The following is a 25840-nucleotide window of genomic DNA, read 5'->3' on the forward strand; positions in this document are numbered from 1 at the left end:
CGCGGGCAAGCCCGCTCCCACATTTTCGATGTGTGGTGTTTCAGCGCTTGATGTTTTTCAGCTCATCGAGCAGCCCCAGCAAGGTCTGCAATTTCTGCGCCCCCAACTGCTCCTGCAAGCGCTGGTAGTTGGCCTCCATGCACTGGCTCATGGACGCAAAACTCGCCCGGCCCTTGTCCGCCAGGGTCACCAGTACCCGCCGCTGATCCTGCTCGGCCTTGCGCCGGTGGATCATCCCCGCCGCTTCCATGCGCACCAGCACGCCCGTCATGCTCGGCTTGAGAATGCAGGCCAGTTCGGCCAGTTGGTAAATCTCCAGTTCGTCGTGTTGATTGAGGATGCGGATCACCCGCCATTGCTGTTCGGTCAAGCCGTGCTCGTTCAGCGACGGGCGGAAAAAACTCATGGCCGCTTCGCGGGCCTGTAACAGGGTGAGGGTCAGGGATTGCCGGGGTTTGAGCATAAAGTCAGGATCACGTGATATTTAGTTAATGTTTTAACGAAACTCTAACATCCCCGCCCCGCGCTCGCGCTATAACTTAGGGGTCGCGCACGTCCATGGCGCGCTGAATCAAAAGCCCCGGCACGCAGGATCAAGACAATGATCGCGCCAGGGGCCCTAATGAAGACACTGCTTTAGAGCCTTCCTTCACTTTTCAGGCTGCGCCATGATCAACATCGAAACCCCTACGTATTACACCGCTACCAAGAAGTACAACCTGAGCTTTCCCACCCTGGAACAGGACATCGAGGCCGACGTCGTGGTGATTGGCGGCGGCTTTTCCGGGATCAATACCGCCCTGGAACTGGCGGAAAAAGGCATCACCAATATCGTCGTGCTGGAAGCGCGCTACCTGGGCTTTGGCGGCACCGGGCGCAATGGCGGGCAGATCATGGCCGGCATCGGCCACGACCTGGAGAAGATCAAGAAAGACGTGGGCGAGGACGGTCTGCGCCAGGTCTTCGAGATCAGCGACCTGGGCGCCGACATCATCAAGGACCGTATCGCCAAGTACAACATCGATGCCGACTTCTGCCACGGCTACGGTTATATGGGCTTCAACGCCCGCCAGGAAAAGACCCTGCGGGCCTGGGAAAAAGACTTCAAGTCGATCAACAGCAAACATGAAATCCGCTTCCTCGGCGGCTCCGAGGTCAAGCAGATCATCGGTTCCGACGCCTACAGCAGCGCCCTGCTGCACATGGGTGGCGGGCATGTGCATTCGCTGAACCTGCTGCTGGGCGAAGCCACCGCCCTGGCCGGCCATGGCGTGCGAATCTTCGAGAACAGCCCGGCACTGGAAGTCAGCTACGGCGAGCGCATCACCGTGCGCACCGGGCGCGGCTCGGTCAAGGCCAGCAAGTTGTTGTGGGCCTGTGACAGTTTCCTCAACAAGCTGGAGCCGGAGCTGCATCGCTCGACCATCAACACCTACGCCTTCCAGATGATGACCGAACCGTTGAGCGAAGAGCTGATCCAGCGCATCAGCCCGATTCGTGGGGCCTACAGCGATATCCGCCCAGTGATCGACTACTACCGCGTGACCAACGAGAACCGCCTGCTGTTCGGCGCCGCCACGCCGTTGGTGGAACACATTCCCGGCGACTTGAAAGCCTGGAACCGCAAGCTGATGCTGAAGATTTTCCCCTACCTCAAGGACGTGAAGATCGACCTGGCCTGGGGCGGCCCGATGGCCTGCAGCCCGAACCTGTTCCCGCAGATCGGCACGCTGCCGGGACGCAGCAATGCGTTCTTCGTCCAGGGTTATTCGGGTTTCGGTGTCACCCCCAGCCACATCATCTGCAAGGTCCTGGCCGAAGGCATGAGCGAAGGCTCGGCGCGCTATGACCTGGTCAGTTCAGTGCATCGCCCGACGATTATTGGCAAGGACGCAATCCGCCCATTGCTGCTGACCGCCGGTAAATCCTGGCACCAACTGTCCGGCTACTGGAATGGTCGCCGCTAACCCCTTTTTTATCCCTCAGGAGCAACTGCCATGACCCTCGTTACCCTCAAGAAAGATATCCAACTGTCTGAACTCGACGCCTGGGGCACCGTTGCCGACCTCGGCTCCGAAATCCTCGAAGGCGAGCTCAAGGCCTTCGGCAAAATGACCTTTGGTGCGCCCACCGACAAAGTCAGCAGCGCCTATTTCGGCACCACCCAAGGCAAATTCCGCATGGTCTACCCGTTTAACGAACAGGCCACGGTGGTCACCGGCGAGGTGCGCCTGACCGACGAAAACACCGGCCAAACCACCCGCTACAAGGCCGGCGACAGCTGGTTCGTGACCCAGGGCACACCCGTGCTGTGGGAAGTGGTCAGCGAGAGTTTCGTCAAACACTACTTCGCGGTCGTATAACTACTTTGCTTTATGTGGGAGCGGGCTTGCTCGCGAAAGCGGTGGTTCAGTCAGAACATATATTGACTGACCCACCGCTTTCGCGAGCAAGCCCGCTCCCACATTCGGTGTGTGGTGGTTGATGAGTGGAGTTCAGGCCATCCGGCTCGAACGAAATGCCTTGGGTGACAATTCAAACTGCTTCTTGAACGAGCGGCTGAAATGCGCCGAATCGGTAAAGCCCCATTTATAGGCAATCGAGGTGATCGACTCGCTACGCAAGAACGGGTTGGTCAAGTCATCCGCACTGCGTTTGAGCCGCGCACGCTGGATGTAACGGCAGACGCTGTCGTCCTGCTCCTCGAACAGCCGGTATAAATGACGCACCGAGATGTTCAAGCGGCTGGCCAGGCCGACAGGGCTCAGGCCAGGCTGGCTCAGGGACTCATCAATGACTTTCTGCACGTAGCTGCGCAGGTTGTTGCCTTGCAACGCGCAGGTGTCGTCGCGCGCGTCGTCGTCCTGCTCCAGGGCTGAGCCCAGCAGCGACACAAAAGCACGCTGCAACGCCTCGACCTCATCCTCGGCGCCTTCGCTGCCCTTGCACAATTGGTCCATCAATACATGCAACATGCGCCCACAGGCTTTGCTGGAGGAAATCTTGCCAAAGGTCTTCGCTTGGCTGCCCATCTGCTTGCACACCTGGGCACGCGGCAACGACAGCGAGATATGTTCGATCAAGCCGAACGGGGTGATTTCAATGGAGCCCACCGAGTCCATCAGCAGCAGTTCGCCAGGGGCCAGTTGCACCCGCTGGCCGTTCTGCACGACCTGTGAATAGCCGCTGCGCTGGCTGACCAAAAAGCAATCCTGGTCGTTATCATGGTCGGGATTGGTCACTTGGCGCTTGATCAGGCCGGCGTTGGTACGCAGGCTGGCCAAGGGCAAGCCGCCGCTTGAAAGCATGGAAAACTCGCCGATAAACAGCGAACGGTTGAAAGCCAGTTCGGTGTCGAAGTGGCCGCACATCGCACGCAAGTCGCGGTTCCAGGTGTCGAGCCCCTGTTGTGCACTCTGTTGGATACCCATGGGTGTCTCCACAATGGCTTATTGTTTTTGTCGGGCAATAGTTAACATGTTACCTATATGCGCGCAACAAGTACCTGTCTGCCATTGTGTTTGCACTAATGATGCCAATCAGAGCGTGCGCAATACGCGCTGCAAGCCCACCAGCGCAGCCAGCAAGGCATCGCGCTGCACGCGGCTCAAGGCGATGTAGCGCCGAAAGGCCGGCATGCGGTTGACCACCTCGCTGCCGCCCATATGCTCCAGGCGCACGAGCCACTGATGACCGTGCAGCTCGATATGCAGGCGCTTGAAATCCAGGAGCATCAATGCCCCATGCAGGGCACTGTCCTGCTGCAAACACGCCTGCAGCTGCCCCAACAATGCGCGTTCACCGGTACGTTGCCGACAGCAGATTCCCGTACGCCGGATGGCCCCACCATGGTGCAATTCAAAGCGTGCCGCGCCCTCTGTCGACGCAGGCAGGCGCAGGCTGAATTCGGTCATGACCAGGTGCATCAACAGCTGCGACTCGGTGCGCTCGCGGATTTCCAGGTGCAGGCTGTCATCGTCCAGGGTGGCCCGCGCCAGGGTCGGCGAGACCCACTCGAACCGTGCCAGCCCCAGGTTGCGCCGCAGTTGCCCAAGCGTGCGCCCCGGCTGATAGCCTGCCGGCGCCCGTTGTGCGCTGAACAGTTCAGACAGCTTTTGCCGCAGCACTGACATAGCCGTGGTGAGTGTGACCCGGTTCATTGGCAAACTCCTTGGCCAGCACGTCTTCCACCGACGCCGGCATGAATGGATTGACCTTCTGCACCACCAGGGTCCAGAACAGCGCATACGCCGCAGTACCGCCCAGCATCACGCCGAACGGGACGTAGATATCCGCCGGATTCATCCCCGGTGGTGTGATAAACCACATGCCCAAAAGAATGCCGGCGCTGGACAGCAACTGCGGCAGCGGGAACCACGGCGAGCGATAGGCCCGTGGCAAGTCGGGACGACGAATACGCAGGATCACCACCGACACCGTGACCAACAGGTACGCGAAACTCCAGGCACACACCGCCGCCAGCACCAGGTGCATGATGTTGTCGGTGTTGCCACCCAGGTACAGCGCGTGCAGGCAGGGAATCAGCATCGCCACCAGGATGCACAGCACCGGGGTCTTGAAGCGTGGGTGCAGGTAGGTGAACACCTTCGGCAGCGCGCCATCCACCGCCATGCCGTAGAGAATCCGTGGCACACCGGCCATCAAGGTATTGATGGTGGCGGCACCGGCAAACAGAAAACCGACGCCCAGCCACAGCGGCCCGATCTGCCCCATCACCTGTTCGGCGAAGCGTGGGATCGCCATGGGCGTGTCCAGCAAATGCACGCCGCTGGCCGCGTCCAGCACTACGTTTTCCACCTGGCGTTTCATCGCCGCGCCGTAGATAAACATGCACGTCGCCACGCCCATCAGGCCAAGCATCATCGCCCGTGGCATGACCTTGGCCGACTGGCGCAAGTCCGGCGCCAGCGGGGTGACGAATTCGCAGCCGACAAACATGAACATCGCCATGCCCACCAGGGACAACACCGTCACCAGGTCGCTGCCCACCAGGGATTCGCCAAACCAGCCGTCCAGTTGCACCGCCGGCGCGGCGATCAAGCCCAGCACGCCAAACACCATCAAGGTGGTCCACATACCGAAGGTCAGGATGATTTCGGCGCGGCCAAAGGCGCTGACGCCAAACACATTGAGCACGCCAAACACCAGCACGAAGCCGACCCCAAGCAGCCAGGAGCCGCCGGCGGATTCGGCCAGGGTATTGAGGTGTTCGAAGTTCACCAGGGCCATGACCCCGGCGAGGATGGTCTCGGCGGTGCCGGCAAACACATGCACAATCAGGTAGGCCGACAAGGTGCCGGTGATCGCAAAGAAACGGCCCATGCCGCAGTTGATGTAGTCGTACACCGAACCGGTGGTCGGCAGGATCGATGCGGCCTCGGCGAAGGTGGTGGCCTGGGCCAGCATCATCACCACGGCGATCAGCATGGCCAGCGCAAACGCGCTGCCGCCGATGCCAAAGCCCATGGTCGCGGTGAGAATCACCGGGCTTGCCATGATCAGGCCAATGGTGCTGGCCAACGCGGTGGGAAAACCCACCGTGCCCCGGTTCAGGTGCGCGGTAAGTCTGTCATTGATCGACATGGTGCAGATCCTCGAAGGGGATTTTTTAGAAGTGTTTGCACTGTGCGCCCCGCCCAACCTGATCGTCTTGCCCCTGGCTGCCGCTGGTTTTGTTGCTCCCTGCCAGGGCTCGCGGCCTGGCGGCCAGGATCAATTGCCTGGCACGCAGGTGAAAGACTTGCGCTGCCGACGCTCGCCCTAATGCCCCCTCAACTTAACCTTGCTGGGGACTATAACAATGGAGCACACACGCAAAACCCACCACCTGCACCCGGTCGTCGGCCTGGGCCTGGCGCTGTTGATCGGCCAACCTGCGGCCCAGGCAATCGAACTGTATGCCGACGACGACACCACCGTCACCGGCAACTTTCTCGCGGTGTACGGGATGTTCAACAGCCGCAAGAACTACGAGGGCAGCCCGGGCGGTTCGACCTGGCGTGAAGGCTTTATCAAGTATGGCGTGAGCATCGACCAGCGCCTGGGCGACCTGGGCAGTGTGTACGGCACCACCAATCTGGTGAGTTCGGGTACCTGGGGCGATGGCGATGCTTCCCGCGTGACCGACGGCAGCGAACGCACCACCAAGTTCGAGGAAGCCTTTGCCGGCTGGCGCTCGGGCGATCTGTTACCGGCGCTGGGCAAGGATGGGCTGGACCTGTCGTACGGGCGCCAGATCATCACAGTGGGCGACGGCTTTATCATCAATGACGACGGCCCGAACCTGGGCAATGGCGTGGCCGATGGTGAGTTCGATCGCGGTGGCGCCTATTACATCGCGGCGCGGCATGCCTTCGACAAGGCAGCGGTGGTACGCCTGGGCGGCAAGGACGGCCTGCATGGCAGCCTGATGTGGATCGAGTCCGACAACCGCGCCCAGGCCCTGACCGAAATGGCCATCGGCACCCTGGAATACAGCGCCGCACCGGGCACCCTGGGCCTGACGTACCTGCATGGCATTGATGTCGACGAACGCTATGCCAGTGACGTGCAAAAGCAACGCAAGGGCATGAACCTCTACAGCCTGCGCGGCAGCGGGAATGCCGGGATCGACAATGCGCACTTCTCGTTCGAATACGCCTGACAGGACAAGGACCCAGGGCCGGAAAAAGCCTGGTACGCCGAAGCCGGCTATACCTTTGCCGACCTGCCCTGGTCGCCGGACCTGACCTACCGTTATGCGCGCTACTCGAAGAACTGGGATGCACTGTTCGCCGGTTTCAACCGGGGCTTTGGCACCTGGGTCCAGGGCGAAGTGGCGGGCAACTACTCAGGGCCCTACAACACCAACACATCGGTGCAGCATGTGGCACTCAAGGTCAAGCCGCTGGACAACCTGACCCTCGGCGCGCTGTTCTTCGACTACACGACCGTGAGCAAACGCAACATGCTCGACCTCGATGGCCGTGAGCTGGACCTGTATGCCGAATGGGCGGTGAACGAACACCTGATCATCACGCCGTTGATTGGCCTGTACCAACCGGACAAGGACCAGCACACCGGCGGTAACCAGGTCGGCGGCAACGGCACCAATGTGTACAGCCAGTTGGTGGTCGCTGTGCCGTTCTGAGCTATGGATACTTACCGCCATCCCAATGTGGGAGCGGGCTTGCTCGCGAAGGCGGTGCGCCAGTCAATGCATGTACCGACTGACACACCGCCTTCGCGAGCAAGCCCGCTCCCACAGGGGCGCCCATGGCAGCCACAGACATACGCCCCGGCAGGCACAGTCAAGCCGTGACCTGGCGCGTTGGTTAGCCTCAGGCTTTCCTTTTTGATCAGGAACACCCCATGAGCGATATCGCGCTGCTGCCCCAGGTCGAAGCCTTCTTGCGTCGAGACCATGGCCTGTTCATCGACGGTCACTACGTTCCCAGCCAGTCCAGCCAGACCCTGGAGGTAATCAACCCCGCCACCGGCAAGGTCATCGCGACGGTGATCGATGCGCAAGCTGCTGATATTGAGCTGGCCGTAGCGTCTGCCCGGCACGGCTTCAAACAGTGGTCACAAACCGCCCCGGCGGTGCGTGGCAATGTGCTGCTGAAACTGGCTGACCTGCTGGAGCAAAACCGCGAGGAACTGGCGCAGATCGAGACCTGCCAGTCGGGCAAGATCATCCAGATTTCCCGCGCCTTTGAAGTGGACCAGGCCGCGCATTTCCTGCGCTATTACGCGGGCTGGGCAACCAAGATCAGCGGCCAGACCCTCACCCCGTCGCTGCCCTCGTTTGCCGGCGAGCGCTACACCGCCTTCACCCTGCGCGAACCGGTCGGCGTGGTGGTCGGCATCGTGCCGTGGAATTTCTCCACTATGATTGCCATCTGGAAACTCGCCTCGGCCCTGGTGACCGGTTGCAGCATCATCATCAAGCCCAGCGAATTCACGCCGCTGACCCTGCTGCGCATTGCCGAACTGGCGGTGCAAGCCGGCCTGCCCGCCGGTGTGTTGAACGTGCTGACCGGCGGTGGCCAGGTGGGCAAGGGGCTGATCGAACACCCCGGCACCGACAAGGTGTCGTTCACCGGTTCGGTGCCCACCGGCATTGCGGTCGGCCGCGCGGCCATGGGCGCCGGCCTGACGCGGGCGACCCTGGAACTGGGTGGTAAAAACGCGGCGGCGTTCCTGCGCGATGTAAAGCTGGAAACAGCCGTCAACGGCATTATCGAGGCCGGGTTCCTGCACTCGGGGCAAATCTGCGCGGCGGCCGAGCGTTTTTTTGTCCACCGCTCGCAAATCAACTCGGTCATGGAGACCCTGGCCCAGCGCTTGAGCCGGTTGAACATCGGCTCGCCACTGGATGAGCGTACCGAGTTCGGCCCGGTCACTCATCGCCAACACCAGTCGAAGCTGGAAGGTTTTTTTGCCACCGCCCGCGCCGAAAACAACACGATCATCCACGGTGGCCAGCCGATGGATCGCCCCGGCTGCTATGTCGAGCCCACGGTGATCCTCGCCAATAGCATCAACGACACGCTGCTCACCGAAGAAACCTTCGGCCCCATCGCCACGTTCCTGCCCTACGACGACGAGGACGAATTGCTCGCGCTGATGAACCACACCGCCGGCGGCCTGAGCGCCAGCCTGTGGACCAATGACCTGGGCAAGGCGCTGCGCATGGTGCCCGCGATCAACGCCGGCACGGTCTGGGTGAACATGCACACCCTGCTCGACCCGGCCGTGCCGTTTGGTGGTAACAAGTCCTCGGGGATTGGCCGCGAGTTTGGCAGTGCGTTTATCGAGGACTACACCGAACTCAAGTCGGTCATGATGCGTTATTGATCACGTCGGGATCAGCGCCTCCGCCTCGATCTCGATCAACCACTCGGGCAGCGACAAACCGCTGACGATGATCCATGACGACGGCGGCGGGTTGCTCGGGAAACGCTCGCGCAAAGCGGCGGCGATGGGCTCCTGCTGATCGCGGGCGGACTCGACGATGTACAGGCGCAGCATGATCACATGGGACAGATCGCCCTCGACCGCCGCCAGGACCTTTTCGATATTGTCCAGGGCGGTGGCGGTCTGCTCGGCGATGCCTGGGCCGACGGTGCGCTCATCCGCGTCCACGCCGACCTGGCCAGACAAGAGAATACGCCGCCCCTCACGCACTTCCATGGCCTGGCTGAAACCGTATTGCAGGGAGTTGAAGACTGTCGGGGGATTGATGGTTCTTCGTTGCATGACGACTCCTTGTTGTCTGTAGGAAACAAGGCTACCTCAACGGTTTTTCCGGCTCTTGGAGAAGTTGCATATTTCAACATCTGGAAACAGAACGCCTTGCAATCAACCGTGCAAGGGCCGCGCCCAGGACATGCCTGCATACCTCATCACCACGACTCCCAACCTTAAAGCGCGAAAGGTTTGTGCAAGCAGATCGTGCCCGGCCACTTGATGACACGGGAGTGCCAGCCTGGCGAGGCTAATGCCCCTGGCTGAGCATCTGCAGGGTATATCGCAAGGACGCCGGCAACATCGGCCCATGCCCCAACCCGGCAAATGTCAGGTGGCGTACCTGTAGCCCATCCACCTGATGCAGTGTGCCCAGCAGCGCCTTGAATGCCGTGTCACTGGCCTCTTTGGCCGGCGTTGCGGCGGCCGGGCTGGCCGGTTCCTGGTCGCCACGCATCAGCAGCAAGCGGGGCTGGCTGCCCCGCAGGCGTTGCGCCAGGCCGTGGGCCTCTGCCATCACCACCCCTCGGTTCCACCATAACGAAGGACTCGCCGCCGCGTAGTCATCGAAGGCTTGCGGGCGCGTCATCAAGGCATGCAACACCAGCAGGCCACCATAGGAGTGCCCCCATAGCAATTGCCGCTGCGGGGTGATACCCAGGCGCTGATTGACCTGCGGGCGTACCTTCTCGGTCAGCAAGTCCAAAAACACATCCGCACCGCCACTGGGCACCGCAGTCAACGGATCCCGTTGCTCCACGGCACTGCCAACCCTTGGCGTGTAGTCGAAGGTGCGTGCATTGCGCTCGATGCGCAGCGGCGTGGCATAACCCACGGCCACCAACACCGGCGGTGTCGCACTCTGCGCCAATTGATTCAAACCCTGGCTGTCCAGCGCGGCCATCGCGGCGTTGCCATCGAGTAGGTACGCCACCGGGCTGGCGTCACTCACCGCAGGCGGCTGCCCCAGCCAGATCCGGTAATGGCGAGCGCCATCCGCCGACTCCAGCTCCAGGGTGCTGAACCTGTAGGCACTGGCTTCACGCAACACCGGCGCATCCATCAACTGATCAGGTGCAGGTTTGGCGACGGCAGCCTGGGCCATCAGCAACAACGCCAGGCTGATCAGGCGCCCCATCAGAAGGACGCCGTGAGGCTGGTGTACAAGGTGCGACCGGACTGGTTATAGGTCGCGGCGCCTGCCCCTTCGATATTCGCCACACCCTGGGCATTGCCTTCGCGCCACAGGCGTTTGTCGAACAGGTTGTCGACGCCGGCCGTCAGGCTCAGGTTCTGGGTGAAGGCGTACGTACCGCTGACCCCGGCAATGGCATACGGCGACAGCTGGTTGTTGCCCGATCCCGTCACGCGCTCGCCGTGGTAGTCGTATTTTTTCGGGGTTTGCTTGCCGTACCAGGCCACGCTCATTTGCAGGGACAGGTCATCGCTGGCCTGCCAGTCGAGCATCGAGTTCAAGGTGTACTTGGGCGCGACGGACAGCACATCGCCGGTCTGCTTGTTTTTCGATTGCAGCATGTAGGTGAAGTTGTTGGTCCAGTTCAACTGCTCGGTCAACGGCAGGGCCAAGGTGCCTTCCAGCCCTTCGACCAGGGCCTTGGGCACGTTTTCCCACTGGAAGATACTCGCGTTGGCCGTGGTGCCGGTGCCGCCGCTGGCGCTGCCGACCGGAGTCAGGCCCGACTCGATCTTGTTTTTGTAATCGTTACGGAAGTACGTCAGGCCCGCCACAACCCCGTCATTGCGGTACTCGATCCCCAGCTCCTTGTTGACGCTGGTTTCGGCATCCAGGTCGGCATTGCCTTGCAGGTAGCAACTGGTGGTCTGCCCGTAGCAACCCTGGCCATTGCTGTACAGCAAGTAGTTGGGGTTGAGCTGGTAGAGGTTGGGCGCCTTGTAGGAACGGGCGATCCCGGCTTTCAGGGTCAGGGTGTCGGTGAGCACTTGGGACAGGTTCAGCGACGGGCTCCAGTTGTCACCCACCACGTCGTGGTGGTCCATGCGCAGGCCCGGGGTCAGGCGTGTGCCAGGGCGCAGTTCGATATTGTCCTCGACGAACACCGAGAAGATCCGCGCCGAGGACGAGCTGCTGCGGTTGCTCCCGGCCAGCCCAGGCACGCTGCCCCCGGCGGCGGTGGTTTGCACGTTGGAGCTGGGGTCATCCAGTTGCTGCTCGACCCATTCGGTGCCCACGGTCAGCACCTGGTCCACCCCGGCATGCAAGGGCAGGCTGACTTCGCCGTGGGCGGTCAGGTCACGCAATACGCTGGTATTGAAGTCGCTGCTGGAGAAGATCCCTTCGGTGCCCCCCGCCAGGCCCTCGCTGATCCGGCTGTTGCGGGTCTTTTCGTATTGCAGGTAGGCCAGGCTGGTGCCCAGGTCCCAGTCGCCGCGATGGGTCACGGCGTAGGTCTCGCGGTACATCACATTGGTCTCGTGGCCGAGCAGTTTTTTCACGTTGGCGTTGCTGTTGGTGTTCTGGGTGTCACCGGTGTAGATGTTACCCTGGCGGCTGAAACCGGCTTCCAGGTCCAGGGTTTGCTCAGGCGTCATCTTCCAGCTCAACAGGCCGTTGACGTCCTTGTTGCGCACCCCTTCGCGCCCCGCAGGCAAAGTGCCGACCTGGTTACCGGTGCGTTTGGATTCATGGCCGCTGTTGATGTCGGCGTCGTCGGCATTGGTTTTCGCCACGTTGCCGTACACCCGGTAGCTGAGGGTGTCGGTGAGCGGGCCGTTCAGGCCGAAGTTCATGCGCTCGGTCTCGCCTTCGGCGCTGTGCTGGGCGAAGTTGTGGTAGATCGTCGCCGAACCGTGCGTCTCGGTACCGGGTTGTTTGGTGATGATGTTCACCACGCCACCGGCGGCGCCGTTGCCATAGCGGGCGGCAGCCGGGCCACGGATGACCTCGATCCGCTCGACTTGGTCAGCGGGTACCCAGTTGCTGTCACCACGGCTGTCACGCTCGCCGCGCCAGCCATAGCGCACGGAGTTACGGCTGCCCACCGGCTTGCCATCAACCAGGATCAGGGTATTTTCCGGGCCCATGCCACGGATATCGATCTGTCGGTTGTTGCCGCGCTGGCCGCTGCTGGAATTGCCCGTGAGGTTGACGCCAGGCATGGTGCGGATGATGTCCGACAGATCGTTGGCCGGCGGGCGCTTCTTGATGTCTTCGGCGGTGATGATCGACACGCCGGGCGCCTGCTTGATCTCTTCCTGCGCCGTGCCCAGGACGGTCTGGGTTTGCAGCTCAAGACGCGCGGGGGCCTCGGGCTCGGCGGCAAAGCTGCTGGCGGGCAGCAGGCTGCAAATACTCAAGGCAAGCAGGGACAGGGGCGGCAGGCGGTGCATGAGGGGATCTCCGAAACGTCAAGCCCACCGATAGCGGTAGGCCAGCAAAGATCGCAGATGATAATCAGATGCAATTGCGAGTAAAGAACATTAACTTTCTAAACATTTGCCCCAGCCACCCGCAGGTGCATGCACAGACCTTGCCCGCCCTGGCTGGCCCATAACTGGCCGCCCTGCAGTTGGATGGCGCGTCGGGCAATGCTCAAGCCCAGGCCAAACCCGTTACCGGGCGTACCGTCCAGGCGCAGGTAGGGTTCAAAAATCCGCTCCAGGTCGGCCTCGGCAACGCCGGCGCCCTGATCCTCGACGGTCAGCAACCACGTCTCGCCTTCACGTGCCCCGCTCAAGCGGATGACACCGCCTGGGGGGGAATGGCGGATTGCATTGCGCAGGATGTTCTCCAGGGCCTGGGCGAAACTGTTGAGGTGAACCCTGACTTCGCACTCCTCACCGACCTCGCACACCAGCGCCTGCAATGGCCAGTCCGTCTCGAAATGCGCGTCCTGCACCAGCGCCTCCCACACCGAGGCCACTCGCACATCTTCGGCCTGCAACTGCGGCCGTTCAGTATCCAGCCAGGCCAGGTTGAGGGAGTCATCCACCAGGCGCCGCATCTCCTCGACCTCGCGCGCCAGCCGCTGTTCCAACTGCTGGCGCGCCAGGCCGCTTTCGCTGGCGATTTTCAAGCGGGCCAGGGGCGTGCGGATTTCATGGGACAAGGTGCGCAACAATTGGCGTTGCTGTTGCAGGCTTTGCCGCAGGCGCTCGGCCATGTGTTCGTAGGCACGCGCCAACTCGCCCAACTCGTCGCCGCGACGGGTCACGGCACTGCTGGCCAGCGGCGCCAGGTCACCGCCACTCAGGGCGTTCGCGCGCTCGCGCAATTCGTTCAAAGGCACCACCAGGTGGCGATACAGCAACAGGCCCAGGCCCAAGGCCAAAACCACCGGCACCACACCGTGGGTAAACAGATGCGTCCACGGCGTCAGCCCCGGTGGCAGCAAGCGCTCGGGCAATTGCATGACCAAGCGGCCACGCTCCGGGTGTTGGGGGAAGGCGATGCTGACATAGGGCAGCTCATCCTCCAGGCGCTTGCTCATGGGCCAACTGGGCTTGCGCATAAAGGTCAGGTGGCTGACCTCAGCCGCCGTCAGCGGTTGTGTGCCAAGGCTTTGCAGGAACGGATCGAGCACCCCGACCCAGGTCTGCTCGCGTTGCTGCAGGGTCTGGCGCCATTGCTCCACGGCTTTGGCGTCACCGGTTGCGACCACCTCTTCGACCTGCGCGGCATAGGCGGTCAGGGCCGCGCGGTCAGGCCCTGCAAGAAAGTAAGTGCTGCGTTCGACCTGCAAGCCCCAGCCCCAGGCCAACCAGACCAGCAGCAAGCAGAAACACACTTGCAACAGTGCCATTTTCCATAACAGTGGATGCCGACGCTGCATCAGCCCAAGCCTTCACACAGCAGCACATACCCCTGATGACGCACCGCCTCGATGCGCACGCCCTGCAAATTGATCGCCGCCAGCTTGCGGCGCACATTGCACACATGCACATCCAGGCCACGATCCAGCCGCGTATAGGCGCGATGCAACACATGCTGGTACAGGAACGCCTTGGACAAGGGTTCGCCGACGTGCTCATGCAGGGTGGACAGCAAGCGGAACTCCGAAGCGGTCAGGCCTGCCGGGCAGCCGTTGAATAGAACATCACGGGCATTTACATCCAGGTCCAGCCATAGCGGCCTAGAGACAGGTGTACCGCGATCAAGCGCCACACGCCGCAGCAACGCGTCGATACGCACATCCAGCTCGGCGAGGCTGAAGGGCTTGGGCAAATAGTCATCCGCGCCCTGGCTGAAACCGGTGATGCGGTCCTGCTCGGCGCCCAGTGCCGACATCAGAATCACCGGTGTGCCCCGCTCGCTGCGCAAGCGCGCCAGCACATTCAGGCCGTTTTCGTTGGGCAGCATGATATCCAGCAGGATCAGCTCGACCGCTGGGTCCAGCGCCATGCTCAAGCCTTCATCACCGCGATGCGCGCTGCTCAAGGCGAAACCGCGTCGGCTCAAATGGGTACAAAGATGGGCGCACAGTTCAACGTCATCCTCGATGACCAGGATGCGTGCGGAAGAAGATGACATAGGCAGTGGATGATAACTGTTCACAATTAGACCAGTTTCTCACTCGGAGAAACATTGCGCAACGAACGTCGCGTGTTGTGATGCTCAAGTGCGGATTATCAATATTTTAAAGAAACTGAATGCGTTGAACTTGGGCTTTTTCAGGTAAACACTAACAATCAAGCTATCTCCTCGTTAGGTCATATACCGGATGCAGGAGAATCACCATGTCGAAAACCACCGTCAGCCAGTTCATGCACACCCTCCATCAACGCCTCACAGAGTTATGGGAAACCTGTGCCCGCGCCGGGGGCGCACGGCCATGACCCGCTTGCTGCTGGGCGCTACGATGCTGGCACTGCTTGTCGGGTGCAGCACCGTCAAACAGCCCGAGCTGGACGTCGCAGTCCAAAGCTCCGGGCAGATCTGGAATGCCGTGGCGCATTACAGCGGCCGCACGTTTCTCTCGGGGCCACGCTGGACCGGCACCCAGGGCCCGCAACTGACGGCTGTTGACCAGAATGGCCAGCACAGCGCCTATCCAAACAGCGCCTGGAACAACTGGGCGCCAGGATTGGATGCAACCAATGCCTTTGTGAACATCAATGCCCTGCGCTTGGAAGGCGACAAACTGTGGGTGGTGGATACCGGCTCGCCCGAGTTCGGCGGCAACCCCGTCAGCCAGGGCGCAAAGCTGGTGTGTATCGATCTGCCTACAAACAAGGTGGTTCGGACCTACTTCTTCGGGGCGGACATCGCCACAGCCGGCAGTTATGTGGATGACGTTCGCTTCAGCGCCGGCATGGCTTTGCTCACCGATGCGGGAAATGCCGGCATTATTGTGGTGGACCTGAAGACCGGCGCTGCCCGGCGTGTATTGAACCAACATGCATCGGTGGTCGCCCGGCCTGACCGGGACTTGATCCTCAGCAACCAGGTGGTCAAGGCTCCCGATGGTACCCCCCTGCGCGTCAACGCCGACCCGCTGGAAGTCAGCATTGATGGCATCTGGCTGTATTACGGCCCGCTGCAAGGTCCCTGGTCCAAGGTGCGTATCCAAGACCTTGCCAACCTGGCACTGAGCCCGCAACAACTGGCCGCGCGGGTTGAATTCTTTGCCGACATCCCCGCAACCGGTGGCTCGGTCATGGACGCACAGGGCAACCTGTACTTTTCCGACCTGGCCCATGATGCCATTCGCGTTCGCCGCACTGACGGGCAGATCGAAACCCTGATCGTGGACGAGCGATTGCATTGGGTTGACGCGCCGTTCCTGGACAAGGACGGAGTGCTGTGGCTGCCTACCCCACAAATGGACCGTGTTGCGCTGTTCAACAAAGGCAAATCCCTGGTGCGGTGGCCAGTGGGGGTTTATCGCTTATCGACACATCGCTGATCAGCACCCATGCAGATTGCTTGGCCCTTTCACATCCCTTTCACAGTCGGGCGCCTAGGGTGGCCCCAGCTCCTAGTGAAAACCTTTAAGCCCGCACTCCCCATCGCGGGCTTTTCTTTGCCTGCAATTTGGCTGCCGACACCTGCGCCCCCTCCTCTCTCATAACCGCGACAGGCTTTCACCAAGAAAGTTCCTGCTTTCGGCACCCTGCTGAGCAAATAACTGCCCAAATCAACGTATCAGCCCTGACACACGTCAGTGTTCGCTAGTAGAATCTCGCGCGATGTCATTTTGACACCCTGTTCAAATGAACATAAGGAAATTCTTCCAACATGGAGCCACGAATGCACGTCCGCTACAGAGATTCCTTCAGCAACAGCCGGGCGGGATCGGCCCTTGGCGTGATTGCCATGCTCATTCTCGCGGGAGCGGTTCTGACGCTCAGAAACCTCGAACCACTGACCAATTACTTTACCTACACCGAGGACGGAGTATGGTTGGGTTATGCCATGAGCAAAGGCTGGTGGTACACCATAGTTAACGCCAAAGCAGATTACTTCGTGTGGGGGAATCTACTGTTCGTTTATTTAGCGACCCTGGCATCTGATATATTTTGTGGCGACAAGCTAGTTTGTTACCCTCAGGCACTTTCCTTTTGGTCGTATTTTTTTTACTCGTCAGTGAGTGTCCTTTGCTATTACATAACGAAGGATTTACTTCCAGAAGCAATTCGATGGATTGTTTTCCTCGCCACTCTTATGATTCCTTTGGGTGACTCTTCGGGTGAGATATTCGGAAAGATATCCAACATCGGCTACTACTTTGTATTCATTACCACCCTGCTAGTTTTCGTAAAAAACAAAAAAAACACTGCCACACCACTCATCGACACCATACTGCTCTTATGCGCCGCAACAAACCCAGTCTGCTTAGTGCTGACTTTCGTGCTATCAACTTTCACTTTATTTGATCGTGACTACAAGAATTGGATTAAAAAATATGGGGCGGTCATATTTGGCTGCCTCGTCATTGGCGCACTGATTTTTTTCAGGATAGCTGCCTCCCCATCCAAAGGGGTGATTGGTAGCTTTAGGCTCGAAAGCCTAATCGAAGTAAGCCTCGCGAGAGCTTTCATTTATCCATTGGTCTTTCCTTTTTACAACCAGCTCTCCGACACCGTTGTTGTAATCCTCTCCCTGGCGCTCATGACCTTGCTAGGGGTATTACTGGCAAAGGAAAAATCGAGAGACGTCAAAACGCTTATATCGATGTGCACAATAGCTTATTTCATATACGCATTCTTTACAGTATATATGCGTAAAAGTCTGACAGAGGTTCTAGGTGGGTACGCCGGCACATTCCCCGACCGTTACTTTATGGGACTGAACATCATTGTTGTTTTTTCGCTCTTGGTGCTTGCTGGCTCAGCTCTGCGTGCAAGCAGGGCAGTTCGCATTATAGGTGCAGCAACACTGGCCTCTTTTACAACACTTTATATCGCCAATATCGCCTGGCTGATTGAAGGTGAAACAACAAGGATGCAATTTAGCGGAACTGTAAACTTTCAAGACCAGCTCTGCTCGGCCGCACTACAGCCAGCAGATACCGAGGGTAATGTCTCTGTTTCCTTATACCCTGCCGGCTGGTTCGCGACGATCCCTAAAGATAAGGTATCCGCAGCAACCGACAAAATTGAATGCGTAGCGGAAGACATCTCATTTTACGTTACCGACTCTAATTGGACAAAAGGCATCGCAAAAAAGTGGGCAGGATTTTATCTGCACAATACTCCAGAAAATTTAGCGACATTCAAGATCGGAAGCACTGTTCAATTCCCAGATAAGACAACACGAAAAATCATCAACATCACAACCAGCAACGAAACAATAAATGTATTTGTAGATGGCGATATACTTACAGCAAGAAAAGTAGGTTTCCCATTTAAGTTTATCGTGATAGAACAGATATAAATCCACGAAAAACCCCGGGCATCGCGGCCCGGGGGTTTCTTTTGGCTTAGCGCCAACTCAGCATGCCCATCACAAGATCTTAGACCTCCTCAAAACTTGAACACGTACGTCGTAATCAAGCGTGTCTCCGTATAATCCGGCCCCGCCGCGCTGCCGTTGCCATAACGGGTCTTGACGTCGTAACGGCGCCACTCCAACCCCAGGTTCTTGAAGGTCCCGGCCTGCACCACATAGCCAAGGGCCAGCCAGCGTTCGCTTTCCACGTTCTGGTCCAGGGCGTTATTGCCACGGTCGATGCCTGTCCCGCGGAAGTAGCGGGTCTTGAACTTCAACCCCGGGACGCCCATCGCTGCGAAGTTGTAGTCATAACTCACTGACCAGGAGCTTTCATTGGGCTTGACGTAAGACACCACGGACCAGTTCACCAGGTACGGCTGGGGTGCGTAGCCGTTGATGGTGGGGAAACCACTGTCACCGAGCATGCGCTGGTAGGCGACGCCAAAGGTATGGCCGCCCTTTTTCAAGGCGGTCATCAGGCCATAGGAGCGGTTGTCGATGTTTCCGTACAACGCCTTGCCATCTTCGCGGTTATCGAAATAACGCAGGTCGCTTTTCAAGGCATAGCCGCCGCCCAGGTCGAGGTCATGGCTCAAGCCGAAGTATTGCTGCTGGTAGATATCTTCCAACTGGCCATAGAAATACGTCGCCGATAACTGCGGGGTCAATGCATAAGTGGCACCGGCAAAGTTCAGGCCGTCGCTGCGGCGTTTTATATCCGGGCCATTAAACAGGTACATTTTTTCGCGGCCGGATGATTCCCGTGAACTGATCTGGTTGAAACGCCCGGCGGTCAATGTCCACTTATCAATGTCCTTGGACTCGATACTGACCCCATTAAATGTGGTCACCAGTTGCCGAGTATCGTCGTAATACGCCACCGGCAAGGTCGGGCGGTGCTCGCCCAACTTCAATTCGGTTTTCGAATAGCGGACTTTCGCCGCGAACGCCCCCCGGCCGTAGTCCTGCACCGGTTCGCCACGGCTGTCGTCGTACGGGATCACCGAGTCCGGCCCACGCCCGCCACCGCCGTCCAGGCGGTACGCATACTGCCCGTAGAGATCAAGGGCGAACTGCACAGGGCCTTCGGTGTAGCCTGAGGCGGCCTTGAAGTCGAAACCCTGGGTCCAACTGCCGACCCGGGACTTGGGTGCATCCGTCTGGTGAAAGTCCCGGTCCAGGTAGAAGTTACGCAGGCCCAGACTGATTTGACGGTCGTTGATAAAGTCGGCGTGGGCAAATAGCGGCGTCAGGCAGCCCAGCAGGCCGACGAACACGCAGTCGCGGGCCATTCTATTTTCAAGAGGCATCGGTGGTTCCTTTATATGCGCGCAAAACATTTGAGTGGGGCAGATCACTAATGGGCAGTTAATCCGCAGTCTTGTTTTTATAACCACTTGCTGCAAAAAGACGCATGCGTGCGGGGCACGCTTATTGTTGTTTTAGAGAACCGGACAAGTTAGTTGGCAACGATCAAGAAGCGGCCTTCGATGCGTCCCCCAGGCGATGATAGGCACGGTTGAAATACACCAGGCCTTCCTGGCTTTCGCCATTGCAGATACCCAGCACCTCACAGTAGAAAATCGTATGGGAGCCCACCTCATGGGCCTGGGCGATGCGACAATCGAAACTCACCAGTGACTCCTGCAAAATCGGCGCGCCACTTTCCAGGGTCACCCACTGGGCACAGGCAAAACGCTGCTCGGTGTTCATGTCACGGTTGGCAAACACCCCGGAAATCGCCTGGTGATCGGCGGTCAGTACGTTGACACTCAACACACCGTTGCTCTTGAAGTTGATATTGGACGTCGACGCCCGGTTCATGCACACCAGCAGGGTCGGCGGCTGATCCGTCACGCTGCATACCGCCGAGGCCGTAAAGCCGAAGCGCCCGGCTGCGCCATCGGTGGCGATCACCGAGACGGCGCCGCCGAGCAATGCCATTGCATTGCGAAAACCTGTTGTATCTACCATGGTCTTGCCCTCCGCCAATTCAGATGTCCAGCACCAGTTTTTTCGATTTGGCCCGCGAGCAACACACCAGGATCTGGTCATTGGCGGCCTTTTCGTCGTCGGTGAGGTAGACATCCCGATGGTCGGGCTCACCTTCCAGCACATCGCACAGACACGTCCCGCACACCCCCTGCTCGCAGGAGATTTCAATCTTGATACCGACACTGGCCAGGGCATCGAGGATGCTTTGGCCTTCTTGCACCTGCACCTGCTTGCCGCTGCGCGCGGCGACCACTTCAAAGCCCTGGCCGCTGCTATCGACCTCGACCTGGAAGTACTCACGATGGATATGGTCCTGGGCATGACCGGCCTTGGCCGCCTCACTGATGACCCAATCCATGAAGCCGGCCGGCCCGCAGACGTAGACATGAACCCCAGCGCCCGGCACCCCGAGCACCGCTTGCAGATCAAGCCGTTGCCCCTGGTCTTCGTCATCGAAATGGGTGTGTACCCGCGACGCGAATGACGCGTGCTGCAGCTCGTCAATAAAGCCGCAGAGGCTGCGTGACCGCGCGCAATAGTGCAGCTGGAATTCCCGCTCCAGGGCCTGCAAGGCATACGCCATGGCCACCATGGGCGTGATGCCGATACCACCGCCGATCAGGATCGAGCGTTGCGCATCGGCCGCCAGGGGAAACAGGTTGCGCGGCGCGCTGATCTGTACCACCTGGCCTTCGAGCAGTTGCTCGTGTACCGCCAGGGAGCCGCCGCGCGAGCCCGGATCTTTCAACACACCCAGGCGATAGACCCGGGAATTGGCCGGGTCGCCACACAGCGAGTACTGGCGGACCAGGCCCGCTTGCAGGTGAATGTCCACATGGGCCCCGGCCTCGAAGGCCGGCAACGCCTGGCCATCAGGGTCGGCCAGGTCGAGGACCACCACCCCCTGGCCCTGTTCCTGGCGTTTTTGCACCACCACTTTCAATAATGTTTGCACGCTCATATCGGCTCGTTCCGCTGGTTATTATTGGCCAAGGCCGATCACGGTCGGCCCGTTGTCGCATCAGCGCATGAATAGCCCGCCGTTGACGTCCCAAGTCGCTCCTGTGACGAAATAGGCATCCTGTTCCGCCAGTTGCACCACCAGGCGACCGATGTAATCGGCACTGCCCAGGCGCTTGACCGGGATCGCTTCGAGCAGTTGCTCCATGCGCTCGGGCGCGACCACGGCATGCACTGCCGGCGAGTCGATCGGCCCCGGGGCGATGGCATTGACCGTCACCCCGCGTGCCGCCAGTTCCTTGGCGAAGATCTTGGTCAGGGTGATGATCGCGCCCTTGGACGCCGCGTAATGCGCGCCGGTAGCAGTCCCGCCGTTCTGCCCGGCCAGGGACGCCATGTTGATGATTCGCCCATAGCCCTGGTCAGCCAGGTAAGCCCCCAATACCTGACAACCAATAAAGGTGCCGCGCTGGTTGATGTTGGTGACCCGCTCGAACTCCTCTGGGCTGATCTGCATCAACGGCGTTGCCAGGGTCATGGCCGCATTGTTGACCAACACATGCAGGGCACCGAAACGCTCGAGGGTCGCCGCCAGTGCCTGCTCGAAATCGGCCTTGCAGCCCACGTCTAGACGTAGCGCCAACACGCGCTCGCCGCTCGGGTCCAGGCGCCGGGCACTGGCGTTTGCCGCCGCCAGGGAAAGGTCGCTGAGCACCACCGCATACCCCGCCGCGTACAACTGGGCGGCGATGGCGTACCCCAGGCCCTGGGCAGCGCCCGTCACTAAGGCTATGTATGTCATGCCGGCGCCCTCACAGGATGTAACCGATACCGGCGAGGGTGTCGGTGGAGTTGATCAGGTGGATCAGCTTGCGCTGGATCTTGAAACTGTCGCCGTCACGCAGCAGCTCGAACGTGATATCGGCGGTGTAGTGCTTGAGCACGTCCTTGCGGCATTCGCGCAGGTTCTGTGCGCAGCGCACGGTGACGGTTTTGCCGTCATCGGCGAGCAGGCGAAACCGTGACAGCGTGCGCACGGTGCGCGCCCGTGGCGTGGTGGAAATCGACTCGCCGCTGGTCAGGCGTGTGACCCGCAACTGGCGCATGTGATGGTCGTCATAGGCATAGTTGAGGGTGTTCTCAAAGTCGGTTTCCAGCGGGTCGATGGGGATGATGTAGGTCGCATCCTGGGTCCAGAGCGCCAGCCATGATTCAAACTCACCGTGATCGAGCATGTCCGCTTCTTGCCAGATAAAGGCGCTGGCCTGGTTGAGCAGTTGTAGGTTGATCATTACTGGGTCTCCTGGGCCGACATCATTTTTTTCCACTGCTGATAGCCGGCGCGCATGCCGGTTTCGGCGCTGACATCACTGACCAGGCCATCGGCGCTGGCCTGCTCGCCCGCCAGGCCGCGATTGAGCATGACCCACAGGTCGGTGCCGGCGCTGGCGCCCTTCTGCACCCGCTCCCACGCCTCGGAGTCGTCTGGCGTGCCAAAGCCCATCGGCCCCTGGAAGTGCTCATGCAGGCGCAAGCGGTAGCGGTTGGCGACCGCCGGGCCGCCGTCCATAGTGATCACTGCGTGGTGGATCTCGGTCTCGTCCACGGCAATCGGTTGCAGCACCCGGAAGAACGCCATCGAGCACGCGATGTTGGGGAACAGATTGAGGTTGAACCCCGAGCCGCCCACGGCGCGGACGATGCGCCGCACTGCTTGCTCGTCATGCCCTTCTTCGCGCAGTTGCCCGGCCAGTTCTTCGAAACGCGCCGGGATCGGCAACTCAAGGTTGGCTTCCAGGTCGATCAGGTCGGGGATCATCACCATCACGCTATGGCCGTTGCCCAGGTCCTCGACATAACCGCTGCCGCCGACAAAATTGAGCATTTCTTCGGTCTGCTTATCCACCGACGACAGGAACGACTTGTGCACCAACGGGAAGTGGTAGGCGTCAGTGGTGTTTTCCAGCTGGATTTTCCAGTTGCCGGGGAAGCGGAAGCGGTGTTCACCGGCGACCTTGATCGGATAGCCACCGCCCTGTTTCATAAACAGGTCCATCCATTTTTTCGCCGCGCCGAGAAAGTCTTCCAACGGCTCGATGGCGTCGTTGAAGGTGGCGAAAATCATCCCCGCGTATTGCTCGACCCGCAGGCTCACCAAGGGGTGCTCGCCCTTGTCCAGCATGTCGGCGTAACTCTCCGGATGGGGCACGCCACGCAGCGAACCGTCGAGGGCGTAGCTCCAGCCGTGGTAGGGGCAGACGAAGCTGTTGGTCTTGCCCTTCTTGTGCTCGCACACCGTCGCGGCGCGGTGGCGGCAACGGTTGAGCAGCACATGGATCGCCTGCTTGCGGTCACGCACCACAATCACCGGCTGCTTGCCGACGAAGGTGGTCTTGTAGCTGCCCGCGTCGGGAATTTCACTGACGTGGCCGACCCAGATCCAGGTCTTGTAGAAAATCTTCTCCAGCTCCTGGTCGAAGACTTGCGCATCGGTGTACAGCGACGTGTGCACCCGGTCCGGCAGGACGCGTTCGGACGGGCAACTTTCAAGGTTCACGGCTTGAATCAGGTTATTCACGATGTCTCCTCGTCGACCCGCCGGGCCGACTCACTTGAATGCGGGTTTCACTCACCCGGCTTATGGGGCACCGGCAACCGGGCGCTGTGGTTCCACAGGCTCACGGGGCGGCTGAACAGGTTCTCGGTCTGGAAATGGGCGATCCGCCACTGGCCGTCCTCACACTCGAAGGTCACGCTCAGGCGTGCACTGTTCAAATGGGACGCGCCACTGGCAAAGGTCGAGGTCTGCAACATCACCCAGGCACCGCTGGCCTGCAGGCCCCGGACCTCAATCTGTTCGCTGGTCAGGAAGTGCACGTTGAGGGCAAAGTGCGCGGGCACGACCATGTAGGTGGCAAACATCCCGCGAATGGCCGCACGCCCGTGATAGCCACCAAAGGCCTCCTGGTACTTGCTGCCCTTGCCTTCCCAGATCGCGTTGGGGGTGAACAGGCCGGCCAGTTCGTCCAGGGGCGAGTGGGCGCCCAGGTCGTCGCACAGCTGCATGTAACGGTTCATGCAGGCACGGATGGCGCTGGCACTTTCCAGGGCGTCCAGGCGTTGTTCCAGGGCTTGGAGTGAGTCGTTCATGGCCGGGCCTCAGCGCTGGATAATCAGTTCGCGGCCGGTGCGGGCCTCGACCTTGCAGTACTTCCACAGCTTGTAGGTGCCGTCCCCCACCGGGGTGCTGCGAAACAGGTTGCAAGCCGCATGCACGCTGGCGATATCCGGCACGTCCGCCAGCAGGTAGGTGGTCCAGGGGTAGCCGGTGGACGGGCCGACCATGCTCTGGTCGTCATCCATGTTGCCGAACACCTTGACGCCCGGCAGGTCATGGATGCCATTCCACATCTGGCTGAACGCCGCCCAGACTTGCAGTTGCTCGTCCCGCGGGGCGTCGAAGAAATTCTGGTTGATGCCCATGCAAAACAGCACGCGCAAGGCTTTGGTATCGCTCATTGCAGTCACCTTTTTTCTTGAGAATTGAACGTCACAGGTAGCCGGGCAACGGCTTGTTGCCGAAGAAAATCGCACCGGCGCTTTGGTAAGTCATGTCGCCCATAAAGGCGTGCTGGGTGATGACCTGGGCGTCGTTGACGAAGCGCGACAGCGGGCTGCTGCGGTACACCCCGCTCATCCCCGAGAGCATCTGCGCGGTACGCGCCACATCAGCGGCCACGCGGGTGGCATGGGTCGACGACAGGCGCAGCAGGTTGGTTTGTTCCACCGACACCGGGTCGCCGGCGAGGATGCTGCTCCAGGCATCATCGATGGCCTGGTAGAACCAGGCCCGCGCCGAAAGCAAGGCCGCCTCGGCCTTGGCCACTTCCACCTGGGCCAGGGGGCGATCGGACAAGGACGGCGCGCCAGTCACCGAAATGCGCCCATTGGCCATGCCACTGAGTTCATCCAGTGCAGCACGCGCCACGCCCAGCCCGACCACCGACAACACCTGGGTGGCGAACGACAGCGACGGGTAGCGAAACAACGGCTCGGTCAGGCTCGACGGCCCGCCACGCACAAACGTCCACTCCTCCGGTACCACCACGCCCTCGACCACCAGGTCGTGGCTGCCGGTACCGATCAGCCCCGTCACGTCCCAGGTCTGCTCGATGCGCACCTTGTCCCTGGGCATTACGGCCATGCGTGGTAGGCCGAGCATGTCGCCATTTTTCGGGGCGATACCGACCCCGATCAACGAGGCGCCCATGCAGCCGCTGGAGAACTTCCAGCGCCCGTTGACCTCCAGGCCACCGTCGACAAACGCGGCCGGTTGCGGCGGGAAGATCCCTCCGGCGAACACCACATCCGGGCCGTTGGCGTAAACCTGCTCGATACTCGCCAGGGGCAAGGCCGAGAGGTACACCAGGCTCATGCCAAAACTCGCGACCCAGCCGGCGGAGCCGTCGGCATGGGCAATGTCTTCGACCATCTGGCAGAACTGCGCCGGCGAACACTCGTCCCCGCCAAAACGCTTGGGTACCAGGGCCCGATACACACCCAGGGTGCGGAAGCGCTCGATGATGTCCTGACTGATGTGTTTTTGCTGGTCGAACTCACCGCTACGCGCGCGCCGACGGATGTCATCCAACAGTTGCTGGAAGTCTTCACCGTCGATGATCGACAGGTCGGACCTCGGACTTTGTGCACGGAGTGCAGTCATGG

The 25840-nt window shown here is 60.3% G+C and carries 23 protein-coding genes and 1 pseudogene; 6 read left to right on the plus strand and 18 right to left on the minus strand.

Going from position 1 to position 25840, the window contains the following annotated elements; all coding sequences use genetic code 11:
• Nucleotides 1-40: 40 nt before the first annotated feature.
• Nucleotides 41-463: a homoprotocatechuate degradation operon regulator HpaR gene (hpaR, locus tag KL786_RS15670; protein ID WP_029294338.1), complete on the minus strand. Its 423-nt coding sequence runs from the start codon at nucleotides 461-463 to the stop codon at nucleotides 41-43.
• A 205-nt stretch (nucleotides 464-668) separates the two neighbouring features.
• Between hpaR and KL786_RS15675 the strand changes: the two genes are divergently transcribed.
• Nucleotides 669-1967 (plus strand): NAD(P)/FAD-dependent oxidoreductase, encoded by a 1299-nt coding sequence (locus KL786_RS15675; RefSeq protein ID WP_215518210.1) that lies wholly within the window; start codon nucleotides 669-671, stop codon nucleotides 1965-1967.
• A 30-nt stretch (nucleotides 1968-1997) separates the two neighbouring features.
• Nucleotides 1998-2363: a cupin domain-containing protein gene (locus tag KL786_RS15680; RefSeq protein ID WP_215518211.1), complete on the plus strand. Its 366-nt coding sequence runs from the start codon at nucleotides 1998-2000 to the stop codon at nucleotides 2361-2363.
• Between the two features lie 132 nt (nucleotides 2364-2495).
• On the opposite strand, the gene feaR is transcribed toward KL786_RS15680, so the two are convergent.
• The 3 genes from feaR to KL786_RS15695 all read right to left on the minus strand — a co-directional run bounded on the left by feaR (nucleotide 2496) and on the right by KL786_RS15695 (nucleotide 5604).
• On the minus strand, nucleotides 2496-3431 hold the full coding sequence (gene feaR / locus KL786_RS15685; protein ID WP_215518212.1) for a transcriptional regulator FeaR: 936 nt from the start codon (nucleotides 3429-3431) through the stop codon (nucleotides 2496-2498).
• Between the two features lie 108 nt (nucleotides 3432-3539).
• Nucleotides 3540-4160, minus strand: a complete 621-nt coding sequence (locus KL786_RS15690; RefSeq protein WP_215518213.1) for a DUF3156 family protein — start codon at nucleotides 4158-4160, stop codon at nucleotides 3540-3542.
• Nucleotides 4105-5604, minus strand: coding sequence for an APC family permease (locus KL786_RS15695; protein ID WP_215518214.1), 1500 nt, complete (start codon nucleotides 5602-5604; stop codon nucleotides 4105-4107). The genes KL786_RS15690 and KL786_RS15695 overlap by 56 nt, the downstream gene beginning before the upstream one ends.
• A 217-nt stretch (nucleotides 5605-5821) precedes the next feature.
• Between KL786_RS15695 and KL786_RS15700 the strand changes: the two are divergent.
• Nucleotides 5822-7150, plus strand: a pseudogene (locus tag KL786_RS15700) (alginate export family protein).
• A gap of 221 nt (nucleotides 7151-7371) precedes the next feature.
• Entirely contained in the window at nucleotides 7372-8859 is a 1488-nt protein-coding gene (locus tag KL786_RS15705; protein ID WP_215518215.1) for an aldehyde dehydrogenase family protein, read from the plus strand.
• Here the strand turns inward: KL786_RS15705 and KL786_RS15710 are convergent, their stop codons facing one another.
• From KL786_RS15710 to KL786_RS15730, 5 genes are all read right to left on the minus strand, one after another.
• The gene (locus KL786_RS15710) at nucleotides 8860-9261 is read right to left on the minus strand and encodes a RidA family protein (protein ID WP_215518216.1); all 402 of its coding nucleotides are present in this window, start codon (nucleotides 9259-9261) and stop codon (nucleotides 8860-8862) included.
• Between the two features lie 238 nt (nucleotides 9262-9499).
• Nucleotides 9500-10387, minus strand: a complete 888-nt coding sequence (locus KL786_RS15715; protein ID WP_215518217.1) for an alpha/beta hydrolase — start codon at nucleotides 10385-10387, stop codon at nucleotides 9500-9502.
• Nucleotides 10387-12618: a TonB-dependent siderophore receptor gene (locus tag KL786_RS15720; RefSeq protein WP_215518218.1), complete on the minus strand. Its 2232-nt coding sequence runs from the start codon at nucleotides 12616-12618 to the stop codon at nucleotides 10387-10389. Before KL786_RS15720 ends, KL786_RS15715 begins: the two co-directional genes overlap by 1 nt.
• Before the next feature lie 98 nt (nucleotides 12619-12716).
• Nucleotides 12717-14060, minus strand: coding sequence for a HAMP domain-containing sensor histidine kinase (locus KL786_RS15725; RefSeq protein WP_215518219.1), 1344 nt, complete (start codon nucleotides 14058-14060; stop codon nucleotides 12717-12719).
• Nucleotides 14060-14758 carry a response regulator transcription factor gene (locus KL786_RS15730; RefSeq protein WP_215518220.1) on the minus strand — a complete coding sequence of 233 codons (699 nt, stop codon included), beginning with the start codon at nucleotides 14756-14758 and terminating at the stop codon, nucleotides 14060-14062. The genes KL786_RS15725 and KL786_RS15730 overlap by 1 nt, the downstream gene beginning before the upstream one ends.
• Nucleotides 14759-15059: 301 nt before the next feature.
• Here KL786_RS15730 and KL786_RS15735 point away from each other — a divergent pair, with 301 nt between their 5' ends.
• Both KL786_RS15735 and KL786_RS15740 read left to right on the plus strand, forming a co-directional pair.
• Nucleotides 15060-16133 (plus strand): L-dopachrome tautomerase-related protein, encoded by a 1074-nt coding sequence (locus KL786_RS15735; protein ID WP_252193749.1) that lies wholly within the window; start codon nucleotides 15060-15062, stop codon nucleotides 16131-16133.
• A 344-nt stretch (nucleotides 16134-16477) separates the two neighbouring features.
• A complete protein-coding gene (locus tag KL786_RS15740; RefSeq protein WP_215518222.1) occupies nucleotides 16478-18103 on the plus strand; it encodes a hypothetical protein in 1626 nt (541 codons plus the stop codon).
• Nucleotides 18104-18192: 89 nt separating this feature from the next.
• Here KL786_RS15740 and KL786_RS15745 read toward each other — a convergent pair whose 3' ends face one another.
• The 9 genes from KL786_RS15745 to KL786_RS15785 all read right to left on the minus strand — a co-directional run bounded on the left by KL786_RS15745 (nucleotide 18193) and on the right by KL786_RS15785 (nucleotide 25838).
• Nucleotides 18193-19470: an OprD family porin gene (locus tag KL786_RS15745; RefSeq protein WP_215518223.1), complete on the minus strand. Its 1278-nt coding sequence runs from the start codon at nucleotides 19468-19470 to the stop codon at nucleotides 18193-18195.
• A 163-nt stretch (nucleotides 19471-19633) separates the two neighbouring features.
• Nucleotides 19634-20134, minus strand: a complete 501-nt coding sequence (locus KL786_RS15750; protein ID WP_005787271.1) for a flavin reductase — start codon at nucleotides 20132-20134, stop codon at nucleotides 19634-19636.
• A 19-nt stretch (nucleotides 20135-20153) separates the two neighbouring features.
• The gene (locus tag KL786_RS15755) at nucleotides 20154-21116 is read right to left on the minus strand and encodes a PDR/VanB family oxidoreductase (protein ID WP_215518224.1); all 963 of its coding nucleotides are present in this window, start codon (nucleotides 21114-21116) and stop codon (nucleotides 20154-20156) included.
• Between the two features lie 60 nt (nucleotides 21117-21176).
• Nucleotides 21177-21917, minus strand: a complete 741-nt coding sequence (locus KL786_RS15760) for an SDR family NAD(P)-dependent oxidoreductase (protein WP_215518225.1) — start codon at nucleotides 21915-21917, stop codon at nucleotides 21177-21179.
• A 10-nt stretch (nucleotides 21918-21927) separates the two neighbouring features.
• Nucleotides 21928-22404, minus strand: a complete 477-nt coding sequence (locus KL786_RS15765) for an aromatic-ring-hydroxylating dioxygenase subunit beta (RefSeq protein WP_032863795.1) — start codon at nucleotides 22402-22404, stop codon at nucleotides 21928-21930.
• A 2-nt stretch (nucleotides 22405-22406) separates the two neighbouring features.
• The gene (locus tag KL786_RS15770) at nucleotides 22407-23693 is read right to left on the minus strand and encodes an aromatic ring-hydroxylating oxygenase subunit alpha (protein ID WP_161904326.1); all 1287 of its coding nucleotides are present in this window, start codon (nucleotides 23691-23693) and stop codon (nucleotides 22407-22409) included.
• A 47-nt stretch (nucleotides 23694-23740) separates the two neighbouring features.
• The gene (locus KL786_RS15775; protein ID WP_215518226.1) at nucleotides 23741-24265 is read right to left on the minus strand and encodes a nuclear transport factor 2 family protein; all 525 of its coding nucleotides are present in this window, start codon (nucleotides 24263-24265) and stop codon (nucleotides 23741-23743) included.
• Between the two features lie 9 nt (nucleotides 24266-24274).
• Nucleotides 24275-24634: a hypothetical protein gene (locus KL786_RS15780; protein ID WP_005787259.1), complete on the minus strand. Its 360-nt coding sequence runs from the start codon at nucleotides 24632-24634 to the stop codon at nucleotides 24275-24277.
• A gap of 31 nt (nucleotides 24635-24665) precedes the next feature.
• Nucleotides 24666-25838, minus strand: a complete 1173-nt coding sequence (locus tag KL786_RS15785; protein ID WP_005787257.1) for an acyl-CoA dehydrogenase family protein — start codon at nucleotides 25836-25838, stop codon at nucleotides 24666-24668.
• Nucleotides 25839-25840 lie beyond the last annotated feature (2 nt).

Source organism: Pseudomonas sp. TAE6080 (assembly GCF_018732265.1).
Lineage (GTDB): Bacteria > Pseudomonadota > Gammaproteobacteria > Pseudomonadales > Pseudomonadaceae > Aquipseudomonas > Aquipseudomonas brenneri.